The following is an 11,287-nucleotide window of genomic DNA, read 5'->3' as shown; positions in this document are numbered from 1 at the left end:
CGGATCCACCCGCAACTCGGCGGCGACCTGCTTGTTGTCCTTGCCGTCCGCGCAGGCCAGCACGATCTTCGAGCGGGTCGCCAGGATCTGCGACGACTTGGCCCGCCGTGCCCACCGCCGCAAGGTCTCCCGCTCGGCGTCGCTCAGCGTCAGCCCTGCCTTGGGCCGCCCCGGCCGGGGCTCATCGACCAGGGACTGCACCCCGCCCCGCGCGAATATCGAACGCCACTTGCGCACGGTATGCACCGATACCCCGAGGTCGCGCGACACCTGCGCGTTAGTGGCGCCCGGCTGCGCGCACGCCAGCACGATCCGTGCTCTGATCGCCAGTCTCGACGGGTCGGCGGCCACGGCCATCAGCCGGGCGCGTTCGGCATCGGTCAGCCGGATCTCCACTGCGGATGGACCTGGAGTCGACACACAACGAGCATACATATTTATGCGACGAATTTCAGGCGCATGACACTAGCCTGGCCTACAGCGAAGCCCATCCGGATGAGAAGCCAATCACCTGTCCGGCGCTCCTGCGCCGCGCCACCGCCGACTTCGCCGGCAGGGGCATCCTTGCTATCGAACGCGTGCTGACCGACAACGCCTACAGCTACCGCCTGGCGCCAAGCCCTGGCCGATCTGGGATCAACGGCAAACGCCCCCGCCCCTACCGCCCACAGATCAACAGCAAGGCAGAGCACTGCAACCGCATACTGTTCAATGAACGGACCAACATCCGTGCCTGCATCCGGTAATGACGGGCGCGCGCCCCTCTCTGGTGTGGTGCTCAACCAACGAGAGGCATCCGGCTTGTTAGCAGGGTCAAAGGCCCTTTTTTCGGTTGTACTCACTGCGGGCTGGCATGGAGGCAGCCTGCAGTTCGCCACCGTGATCGATGACATCTGGGGACTGCAGCTGAGCCACGGGCCGCCCAGGACTTGCCCCGATGCGGTCCTGGTCGACAAGAGCTCCGTCTCCCGGGCCAACCGGGCGTATCTGCGACGGCGTGGGATCAGGGTCGCCATCCCGAGCAAGGCCGACCAGGACGCCAACCGCCGTGCCCAGGGCTCTACGGGAGGGCGGTGGCCCGCCTTCGGTTCGGTGCTGTACTGGCTGCGCCATGTTGTTGGAGTGCGGTATCGACCAACTCGAACGCCAACGCGCCGTCGCGACCGGATACGACAAGCTCGCTGTCCGCGTCGCCCGCGATCAACGGATGCTGCGATAAAGGTCCTAGGGGCGTTCTGGAGCGCGAGCGACGGCACTACACCGAAAGGCTCTGCGCTTAGCGCCGCGGATCTCCTCGGTCCGATATAGCGGAGGCTCCCCTATAGGCGCGATGAAGCGCTGGGAGCTCAGTCTGAGTCGTTTGCGGTCCCTTAGAAGGCATGGCCGGATCGGGAAATCCATGCACAGTCGAAAAGTCGTCCGTTCCGCTCTCTGGCCCCATCGGCTGACGGGCGAGCGGCCGACAGGCAACGGCGGCAGCATAGGGGCTTCCGGAGGGAAGCGGTCTTCTATTCGTCCGGACCGTTGTACTCCAGCGTGGAGGCGCCCCCTGAGGCGGGGCGGGGTGGAGTGGTGGAGGCGGCTTGGTTTGTTTCACGTGGAACACGTGGGGAGGAGGATCAGTCGTCGGTGCGGATGGACTTCGCGGCGTCAGGGGCCATGGTGTCGATGATGCGTTCAAGGTCGTCGATGGTGGCGAACTCCACCACGATCCGGCCCTTGCGGGTGCCGAGGTCGACCTTCACCTTGGTCTCGAAGTGGTCTGAGAGGCGTTCGGCGAGGTCGCGGAGTCCAGGTGTAGGTGCCTTCTTCTGGGACCGCTGGCGGGGAGCGGGGGCGGAGGTGGCGTCGCCGAAGGCGACGATTTCTTCTACTGATCGTACGGACAGGCCCTCGGCAACGATCCGGCGGGCCAGGTGGTCCTGTGCGGCGGGGTCGGTGAGCGTGAGCAGGGCCTTGGCATGGCCGGCGCTGATCAGGCCGGCGGCCACCCGCTTTTGGACCTCGGGGGGGAGGTTGAGCAGGCGCAGGGTGTTGGTGATGTGGGAGCGGGAGCGGCCGATCCGCTGGGCGAGCTGTTCGTGGGTGGCGCCGAAGTCGTCGAGGAGCTGCTGGTAGGCGGCCGCTTCTTCGAGAGGGTTGAGCTGCTCGCGCTGCAGGTTTTCGATGAGGGCGTCGCGGAGAAGATCGTCGTCCTGGGTCTTGCGGACGATCGCCGGGATGTCGGTCAGGCCGGCGCGCTGGAAGGCCCGCCACCGCCGCTCCCCCATGATGAGCTCGAACTTGCCGTAAGGGGCGGGCCGGACCACGATCGGCTGGAGCAGCCCAACCTCGCTGATCGAGTCGGCCAGTTCCCTCAGGGCCTCCTCGTCGAAGATGCTCCGTGGTTGGCGGGGATTGCGCTCGATCGCATCGACTGGAATCTCCTGGAAATAGGCACCTGGCACCGGTACCGGGCCTGTGGTGTCGATCCCGCCGTGTCCCGGCTGGGGTACGACCGCGACGGCCCCGGCAGGTACGTCGACCGGGGCTACGCCCGCCGGGCCGTCCACGACAGGGCCGGTCGGGATGAGTGCCCCAAGCCCTTTGCCCAGTCCGCGTCGCTGCTGCGCCACTACAACTCCCTCATCCGCCCGCCCACCAACGGGCCGCCCGTTCCTGCGAGGTTACCGCTGCGACAACTGGGCTCACGACGAGACGCGTGCCCCGATTTCGCCTATGCCTGTATGGCGGCGGCACGGTACGCGATCTCGCGCGCCGCGTCCATGTACGCCATCGCACCGCTCGACCCTGGGTCATACGTCATGACCGACTGGCCGTAGCTGGGTGCCTCTGATACCCGCACGCTTCGAGGGATGACCGTGTTCAGCACGGTATCGCCGAAGTGTGACCGGACCTCGTCCGCCACCTGCGACGCCAGGCGTGTCCGCCCGTCGTACATCGTCAGGACGATCGTGGAGAGGATGAGGTCCGGATTGAGGTGCGCTCGCACCAGGTCGACGTTGCGCAGCAACTGCCCGAGCCCTTCGAGCGCATAGTACTCGCACTGGATCGGGATCAGCAGCTCGCGGGTGGCAACCAGGGCGTTCACCGTCAGCAGCCCGAGGGACGGCGGGCAGTCGATCAGGATGTAGTCGAGCTCGATGGCGTCGAAGGCGGCGATGGCACGGCGCAGCCTGGCTTCGCGGGCGACCAGCGAGACGAGCTCGATTTCGGCCCCCGCGAGGTCGATCGTGGCAGGAGCGCAGTAGAGGCCCGGCATTTCCGGGACCTCCTTGACGATCTCGGACAGCGGGCGGTCGCCCACCAGCACCTGGTAGACGTCAGGGACGTCGCCGCGGTGTTCGACGGACAGCGCGGTGGACGCGTTGCCCTGAGGGTCGAGGTCGATCACCAGAACGCGCTGGCCGTGCATGGAGAGGGCAGCGGCGAGGTTGACCGACGTGGTGGTCTTGCCCACCCCGCCCTTCTGGTTGGCCACGGTGATGATCCGTCGCTCTTTGGGACGCGGCCAGTCACCGTTTGAGGGCCTGGAGGCCGTGGCCGCGGGCGCTGCCGCCGCGGGCTGGGTCGTCGGTGTCGTCTGGGGGGCCGATGTTTCACGTGAAACCACTGAGCTGAGTGCCTCTCGTACCAGCGGCGAGTCGCCGGAGCTAAGCGGAGTGTCGGTCACCGTCGTCCTTTCGACCGGCCGGGCGGCGGCGGGAGGAGCCGACGCGGACGACCATCCCCCGGAACCTTCCCTTGGGGAGTGCGGCCAGCCCAGACCGGAGCAATGCCCAAGCTCTATGGCATCGCCGCCGCTCGCCGGCCAGCCAAGGCCGCTAGCCGTACGGGCCACGACGTCACCTCTTCCGTCTGCGCCGAGGGTCGCGCCGGCCTCGCCCGGGTGGACGGCCGGCGACCACCCGGACGAGAGTTGCAGGCGGCTCGACCTTACCGTGCCCGACCGCGACAAGCTCGGCCCTCTCGGCCCCGCATGCGCGTAATTGCGATTCGGCCTCGGCCAGTTCGGCCGCGGCGCGCTCCCCCTTCATCGCGAGCAACTCGCCTCCCTGGTGCAACAGCGGCATGGACCAGGTCAGCAGCCGCTCCAACGGAGCGACGGCACGGGCGACCGCGACGTCGAAGGAGCGTTCCCCCGCCAGCTCCTCGGCGCGGCCGCGCACCACCTCCACATTGCCGAGCTTCAGCTCAGCCACGCATTCCTCCAGGAACACGACCCTCCGCAGCAACGGCTCCAGCAGCGTCACCGAGATGTCCGGTCGTACGATCGCCAGCACGACGCCCGGCAGCCCGGCGCCGGAGCCGATGTCCACGACGTGCACGTCACGCGGGATGGCCTCGGCGACGACGGCGCAGTTCAGCAGGTGGCGATCCCACAACCGATCGACCTCCCGCGGCCCGAGCAGACCGCGCACAACGGCGGGGCCGGCGAGCATCCGGGCGTATGCCTCGGCCAGAGGCCATGCGTCATCAGCGAACACCTCACGGGCCACAGGGGGAGGAAGGGGCGCGTCAGCGCTCATGGTCACTCCCCAACCGCATGCCGCCGCTCCAACGGGCTCGCACTGCTGCCCTCCCCTTCACTTCCCGGACGGCCATGCGCCTCGTACACCTGCCCACGACTCGCATCAGGTGACGGTCCGACTTCCGCCGGCATTTGCTCGACCCGATGACCATATCCAGCTTTCGCCCACGCTACGGACGGCACGCCGCTGCCTGTGGATAACTCGGCTGCCGCATGCGAAAAGTCCCTATCTAGGCTAACGGTCCGGATCGATCACCGAACCCGGGGCGATCGCCGGCCCCAGCCTGTGGACAGGCGAGCGCCGGCCCGATGGTCGTGTTTCGCTCGTCGTGGTGACGGACCACCCCTTCGGGGCGGTGGTCAGGCCCGATGCCGGGCGGGCACCGTGGCCGTACCGTCCGTGGGCCCGTGTGCCGGTTGCGCAGGCCGTCCGCGTTGGGGTGATCGGCCGCTATTGCGTAGGGGAACGTACGTAGTCCCGGCGAATACCCGCTGCACGGCTCATGATTTTGCGGTCGGAGGCGAGGAAGGGGGGAAGGAGAGTCGAGGGCCGAAGCATAAGGGCCTTCGAAGTACGGGCTGAGCCGTCGGCCATGCACGCTAAGGCCGGCATGAGCGGCGGTGGGCTTGGCCGACGGTCAGGGATGAGGATGCTGATCCAGCTCCAGCGCGGACGGCATCGGCCGCGCTGCCGAGGCGGTCGAATGTCACCTGACCCGGGGGTGTCCTATGGATCGCCTTCCAGGGCGCACTTGCTGCTTGACGGGTTCCGCGGGGTGGAGGGCGAGTTGGTACAGCCGCCTCGACGGTGGTGCCCCAGTGGCATGGCCGCGCGACCGAAAGCCGCAGTCTACGGCTGGGGGCGCAGGGCGACCCGACGGTGGAGGTGGACCGGGGTGGTCATAGCGGGCCCAGGGGGTGATCAGCGGGCACGGTGTGGGCCAATGACGAGCGCGAGTGGCTGGGTAGGCAGGGTGACGCGCTGATGGAGATCCACATCGCGGTGGACGTACAGGCCCCGACTCGTGACGAGCAGCGGGCACAGCGGTACAGCCAAGGGCGCAAGGCGAAGTGCTGATGGATATCTACAACGCACGGGCCGTACCGACCCAGCGATGATGATCAGGGCCTAACGAGCACCGCGACGGTGGAAATCCACCGCGCTGGCCGTAGCGGGCTCAGGGGGTGATCAGCGGGCACAGCGTGAGCGCATGACGAGCGCGAGTGGCAAGGTGACGGGCTACATCACACCGGCTGTGCCGACCTCAGCAATGGTGATCAGGGCCTGGTACGGGCGAGCACCGCGGCGTACGGCTGGACGCAGGGTCCTCGGCGGTGGAGAGTTACGCCACGCCGGGCGTACCGATCTCGGTCGTGATGACCGGCGGGCGCGGGCGAGCGTGCGGGGCGATGCGCTGGTGAAGATTCACACTGTGCTGGCCGGCTCGGCGATAGTGCGGAACAGGCCCGGTGGGGTGACGCGGTGGTGGCGATCCCAGCACGCTGGCCCCCACCGATCTCGGTGGTGGTGGTGCGCAACGGCGCAGGGTGCGGGCGGTGCCTGCCGCAGGGGGCGAATGCCGGAGGTGTACGGCTGGGCGGGTAAGGCCGAGCGGTGGTGTGGAGATTCACACTGCCGGCGGTGGTGGGGGAGGGCCGCGCCGGGGCCGGGGCCCCGGGCGTGGGCCGTGGGTGGGTCAGGCGGGCATGACGACGACGAAGCGGTTGGGCTCCTCGCCCTCCGATTCGCTGCGGAGGCCGGCCGCCGCGACCGCGTCGTGCACGATCTTGCGTTCGAACGGCGTCATCGGCTGGAGCGGCTTGGGCTCGCCGCTGCGTTTGACGTCGTCGGCGATCTTGACGCCGAGCTTGGTCAGCTCCGCCCGGCGGCGTTCGCGGAAGCCGCCCACATCGAGCATCAGACGGGACCGTTCCCCGGTCTGGCGGTGGACGGCCAGACGGGTCAGCTCCTGAAGGGCCTCAAGGACCTCCCCGTGCTTGCCGGTCAGGTCGCCTCCCTTGACCCCCACCACCGACACGATGGCCCGGTCGCCCTCGACGTCCATGTCGATGTCGCCGTCGATGTCGGCGATGTCCAGCAGTCCTTCGATGTAGTCGGCGGCGATCTCGCCTTCCTGCTCAAGCGCCACGAGATCCGGAGCGGTCGCGGTGGGGGTTCGCGCCGTCTCCTGTTCGGCCTCGGTCACGTCCGGCATCTCCTTCGTGGTGTCGGGTCGCGAGCGGACCCGGCCTGCTGCTACGACTTTTTGCTGCCCGTGCGCTTGCTGCGCGCCTGCCGGGTGGGCTGGTTGCGCACCACCTTGGGCTGGGGCGGCTCCGGCGGCGCGTCCTGCTCGGTCTCAGCCTCGGCCTTGGGCTTGCGCAGCTTGCTCAGCAGGCTCGGCTTGGGCTCCGGCTCGATCAGCCTGCCCTTGTCGTCGTACGTGGGCATGGGGTAGCGGCTGTAGAACCAGTGCTGCTGGCCCAGCGTCCACACGTTGGTGGTGACCCAGTAGAGGATCAGGCCCAGGGGGAAGTTCAGGCTGAAGACGGCGAACAGCGGCGAGATGTACATCAGGATCTTCTGCTGCTGCACCATCGGGTTGTTCGGCATCTGCAGCATCGAACGCTGCACGCTCTGCCGTACCGTCAGGAAGGTCGTCAGCGAGCTGATCGCGACGAAGAGCACCAGGACGATCTTGCTGATCACCGGGTCGGCGTTGAGCTTGACGAGGTCGGCGCTGGAGGTCCAGAACGTCGCCGGGATCGGCGCGCCGAAGATGTGCGCGTTTCTGGCGCTCTCCACCAGCTCGGTGGTCATGCCGAACTTGGTCTGGCCCTGGGCCATCGCGTTCAGCACGGTGAACATCGAGATGAAGATCGGGAACTGCGCGACGAGCGGCAGACAGCCGCCGAGCGGGTTGGCCCCGCCCTCCTGGTAGACGCGCATGACCTCTTGGTTCATGCGCTGCTTGTCGTTCTTGTACTTCTCGCGCAGCTTCTGTACCCGCGGAGCCAGTTCCTGCATCTTCCGCGACGAGCGCATCTGCTTGAGGAACAGCGGGAAGATCAGCAACCGCATCGCCACGGTCAGCGTGACGATGGTGAGCGCCCAGGTGAGGCCGCTGTCGGCCGGGAGAACGCTGCTGTATCCCGTGTGGATCCAGGTGATGACGGTCGCGACGGCCTCGTAGAGCCAATTCAGCCAGGACAGCTCCACCGAACTAGCTCCCTTGCTTTTCGTGGGGTCGGATCGGGCGGGAAGGCACGGGGTCGACGCCTCCAGGATGGAAGGGGTGGCAACGCCCGATTCGCCGGATCGTCAGCCATGAGCCGCGCAGCGCGCCGTGCACCGCGACCGCCTCAAGGCCGTACGCGCTGCACGAGGGATAGAACCGGCAACGCGGGCCGAGCAGCGGCGAGACGAAGGCACGGTAGAACCGGATCGGACCCATCAGGATCCGGGCGGCGGGGCTCGCCGCGGCGGCCTGTTCCGCCGTGATCACGCCCGTCGCCGCCTGCGCCATGACGCTCGGTCGGTCGCTCATCGATGTCCATCCGTCCGGGCCTGTGGGGCAGGCCCTCGCCGCCTGAGTAAACGATCCAGCGCGGCGTCGAGTTCGGCGGCGAGGTGCTCGATCCGCGCGGACGCGGCCGGTGGATTGGCGCGTACCACCAGCAGGCTACCTTGCGGAAGCCGGTGCAGACGGTCTCGCATCAAGTGTCGCAACCGGCGCTTCACCTTGTTCCGGACGACCGCTCCCCCTACCGCGCGGCTCACCACGAACCCCACCAAAGGCGGACTATCGCCATCTGTCCCCACGTCAGCCCGCGTTTTCAGGTGCGCGACCAGCGTGGGGCGACCCGCGCGGCTCCCCCGCCGCACGGCCGCCGCGAACTCATCGCCGCGGCGCATGCGTGATCGGGAAGGCAGCACGATCAGACCTCCGGCAGGACCGCGGGCAGGTACGGCAGTCGCCCACCGGGGAGTCCGCCCGGCGGGCGACAGGACACGCTTACCTGACCCGGCGGCGCGTCAGACCGCGGCGTCAGACTGCCAGCCGCTCGCGGCCCTTACGGCGGCGAGCGGCCAGGATCGCGCGACCCGCGCGGGTGCGCATGCGCAGCCGGAAGCCGTGGGTCTTCGCGCGACGGCGGTTGTTCGGCTGGTAAGTACGCTTGCTCACGACTGGACTCCAGGCTTGGGAAACGCGCCTCGCCGACGGGCGTAGACGCCTGACACACACATGGTCTGGTCGCCGGCACGGCTACGGGCATGACAAAGACCGCCGCGCATGGGCCGACCGTCGTACGTTACGGGCACGGCACGCTCCAGGTCAAACCGAAGCCCCGGCTCCGCGGCCGATCGGACCCCAGGACCGCCGGCCGGAATGCCGTGGCCAGTGGTTATCCACTAATCCACAGGCACGTTTTCCACCGGTGCCACGCCATCCACAGCATGTGCACCCAGCCCCGTCTCTCCTGCCACTAGGCTGTGGACAACGTCTTGAACACAGATGTGCACACGGCTACTGCCGGTCCTCAGGATCTCCCTTCCGTGCTGCCCGGACGCTGCAAGAACGCCGCCCGGCGGCCACTCGAAGGCGGCCAGCGGGCTGTGCATACATTGTGGATTCCCTGTGGATCTCCGGTGGAGGACCCACCACCGGCAGGCTGTGGACACAGAGGAACGCGCCGGGTCGCCCGCACCGAGACGTCCGGCACCGTTGTGGATAACACAGCGGTGTGGACGAACCGAAAGCGGGGGCCCGTGGCTGGAAGGGAGGGGAGCCGAGACCATGGACGGTGTCGATCTCGACACGGTGTGGCGCCGTGCGCTGGGCAGCATTCTCGACGGCGACGTGCCCGTCCACTACCGCGCCTGGCTCTCCATCACCCGCCCCCTCGGCCTGGTCAACGACACCCTGCTGCTCGCCACCCCGAACGAGTTCGGCAAGGACGTGCTGGAGAGCAAGCTGCGCCCGCTGATCGCGCACGCGCTCTCCCAGGAGTTCGGCCGGCCGATGCGGGTCGCGGTCACGGTGGACCCGTCGGCGGCCGACTCTGAGGACGAAGGGCCGCGTTCCGGCGACTATCCGCAGGGGCGGCAGCAGAGTTATCCCCAGGCCGGTGGATCGTCGCACGGCTATGGACAACCTGCGGATCCCCAGCACAGGCAGGGTCTGGAAGGTCAGTCCCGCTACGCGGGCGCCCCCGCTCATCCACAGTTGTCCACAGATTTTCCACAGCACCGGCCACAGGATCAGCCCGGCCGTCCACAGCCCCCGGCTCCTTACCGGGACCGGGACGAGCCCGCCTACCGGGACGAGCCCGCCCAGCCGTACCGCCCGGCCGCCCAGGGCGAACCGCCGCGGGCCGAACCGCCCCGCGGCACCGGCCAGCCGTACGGCGAGACCCACGATCAACAGCGTGACCAGCAGAGATACGGCGAACCCGGCCCCTCCTTCGACGGCCAGGGCCGGTTCGACCTGCCCGCGTCCTTCGGCGAGCAGGCACTGCCGTACACAGGAGAGCAGCGTTCCTACGCGAGCGACCAGCTCCCGTACACCGCCGACCAGCAGCCTCCGCCCGAGCAGGACCGGCCGCAGAACCATCCACAGGGCGGCCGTCCACAGGCTTCACCGCCACAGCACCGCTGGGAGAGCCGCGGCACGCGCAGCGGCGAACCTGCCAGGTTGAACCCGAAGTACACGTTCGAGACGTTCGTCATCGGCTCCAGCAACCGGTTCGCGCACGCCGCGGCCGTCGCGGTCGCCGAGGCGCCGGCCAAGGCGTACAACCCGCTGTTCATCTACGGCGACTCCGGCCTGGGGAAAACCCACCTGCTGCACGCGATCGGCCACTACGCGCAGAGCCTGTACGACGGAGCCCGGGTGCGTTACGTGAGCTCGGAGGAGTTCACCAACGACTTCATCAACTCCATCCGCGACCACAAGGCCGACGGCTTCCGCAGCCGCTACCGGGCCGTGGACATCCTGCTCGTGGACGACATCCAGTTCCTGGAGGGCAAGGAACAGACGCAGGAGGAGTTCTTCCACACCTTCAACACCCTCCACAACGCCAACAAACAGATCGTCATCTCCAGCGACCGCGCGCCCAAGCAGCTCGTCACGCTGGAGGACCGGCTGCGCAACCGCTTCGAGTGGGGCCTGATCACCGACGTCCAGCCACCCGAGCTGGAGACGCGCATCGCGATCCTGCGTAAGAAGGCCATCCAGGAGGGCCTGGCCGCGCCCGGCGACGTGTTGGAGTACATCGCGTCCCGGATATCCACGAACATCCGGGAGCTGGAGGGCGCGCTGATCCGGGTCACCGCGTTCGCCAGCCTGAACCGGCAGTCGGTGGACCTGCAGCTCGCCGAGGTCGTGCTGAAGGACCTGATCACCGAGGACTCCAGCCCGGAGATCACGGTGGCCACGATCATGGCGCAGACCGCCGCGTACTTCGGGATCTCGATCGACGACCTGTGCGGCGGGTCGCGCTCGCGCGTGCTGGTGACGGCCCGGCAGATCGCGATGTACCTGTGCCGCGAACTCACCGACATGTCGCTGCCCAAGATCGGCCAGCAGTTCGGCGGACGCGACCACACGACCGTCATGCACGCCGACCGGAAGATCCGCTCCCTGATGGCCGAACGCCGGTCGATCTACAACCAGGTCAACGAACTGACCGGCCGGATCAAACAGCAGTCCCGCGATGCCTGACCGCCGCTTGTACCACACGATCCCCAGTACC

General features: G+C 68.1%; 11 protein-coding genes. 2 read left to right on the top strand and 9 right to left on the bottom strand.

What is annotated here, in order from left to right:
• Positions 1 to 420, bottom strand: a 420-nt coding sequence (locus DP939_RS22520) for a helix-turn-helix domain-containing protein (RefSeq protein ID WP_147268084.1), incomplete at its 3' end; no start/stop codon positions are given.
• On the opposite strand from DP939_RS22520, the gene DP939_RS49330 reads away from it, so the two are divergent.
• Complete coding sequence (locus tag DP939_RS49330) at positions 402 to 746, top strand: DDE-type integrase/transposase/recombinase (protein ID WP_113982728.1); 345 nt, start codon at positions 402 to 404, stop codon at positions 744 to 746. The genes DP939_RS22520 and DP939_RS49330 overlap by 19 nt on opposite strands.
• 873 nt (positions 747 to 1,619) lie before the next feature.
• Here the strand turns inward: DP939_RS49330 and DP939_RS22510 are convergent.
• The 8 genes from DP939_RS22510 to rpmH form a co-directional block, all read right to left on the bottom strand.
• A complete protein-coding gene (locus DP939_RS22510) occupies positions 1,620 to 2,615 on the bottom strand; it encodes a ParB/RepB/Spo0J family partition protein (protein WP_113982727.1) in 996 nt (331 codons plus the stop codon).
• A 101-nt stretch (positions 2,616 to 2,716) separates the two neighbouring features.
• Positions 2,717 to 3,637, bottom strand: a complete 921-nt coding sequence (locus DP939_RS22505; protein ID WP_113982749.1) for a ParA family protein — start codon at positions 3,635 to 3,637, stop codon at positions 2,717 to 2,719.
• Positions 3,638 to 3,845: 208 nt separating this feature from the next.
• On the bottom strand, positions 3,846 to 4,529 hold the full coding sequence (gene rsmG / locus DP939_RS22500) for a 16S rRNA (guanine(527)-N(7))-methyltransferase RsmG (protein WP_113982726.1): 684 nt from the start codon (positions 4,527 to 4,529) through the stop codon (positions 3,846 to 3,848).
• 1,699 nt (positions 4,530 to 6,228) lie between these two features.
• Entirely contained in the window at positions 6,229 to 6,747 is a 519-nt protein-coding gene (locus DP939_RS22495; protein WP_113982725.1) for a Jag family protein, read from the bottom strand.
• Positions 6,748 to 6,788: 41 nt separating this feature from the next.
• Positions 6,789 to 7,751, bottom strand: coding sequence for a membrane protein insertase YidC (gene yidC, locus DP939_RS22490; RefSeq protein WP_113982724.1), 963 nt, complete (start codon positions 7,749 to 7,751; stop codon positions 6,789 to 6,791).
• A gap of 4 nt (positions 7,752 to 7,755) precedes the next feature.
• Complete coding sequence (gene yidD / locus DP939_RS22485; protein WP_111169113.1) at positions 7,756 to 8,058, bottom strand: membrane protein insertion efficiency factor YidD; 303 nt, start codon at positions 8,056 to 8,058, stop codon at positions 7,756 to 7,758.
• Between the two features lie 17 nt (positions 8,059 to 8,075).
• The gene (gene rnpA, locus DP939_RS22480; RefSeq protein ID WP_404828605.1) at positions 8,076 to 8,447 is read right to left on the bottom strand and encodes a ribonuclease P protein component; all 372 of its coding nucleotides are present in this window, start codon (positions 8,445 to 8,447) and stop codon (positions 8,076 to 8,078) included.
• A gap of 133 nt (positions 8,448 to 8,580) precedes the next feature.
• Positions 8,581 to 8,718, bottom strand: a complete 138-nt coding sequence (rpmH, locus tag DP939_RS22475; protein ID WP_113982722.1) for a 50S ribosomal protein L34 — start codon at positions 8,716 to 8,718, stop codon at positions 8,581 to 8,583.
• Between the two features lie 330 nt (positions 8,719 to 9,048).
• Between rpmH and dnaA the strand changes: the two genes are divergently transcribed.
• Positions 9,049 to 11,256 carry a chromosomal replication initiator protein DnaA gene (gene dnaA, locus DP939_RS22470; RefSeq protein WP_450097541.1) on the top strand — a complete coding sequence of 736 codons (2,208 nt, stop codon included), beginning with the start codon at positions 9,049 to 9,051 and terminating at the stop codon, positions 11,254 to 11,256.
• The last annotated feature ends 31 nt before the right edge of the window (positions 11,257 to 11,287 follow it).

It is taken from the genome of Spongiactinospora rosea, from assembly GCF_003315795.1.
In the GTDB taxonomy this organism is placed as follows: Bacteria; Actinomycetota; Actinomycetes; order Streptosporangiales; family Streptosporangiaceae; genus Spongiactinospora; species Spongiactinospora rosea.
The sequence above is the reverse complement of the archived record's forward strand: the minus strand, read 5'-3'. Positions and strand labels throughout refer to the sequence as shown.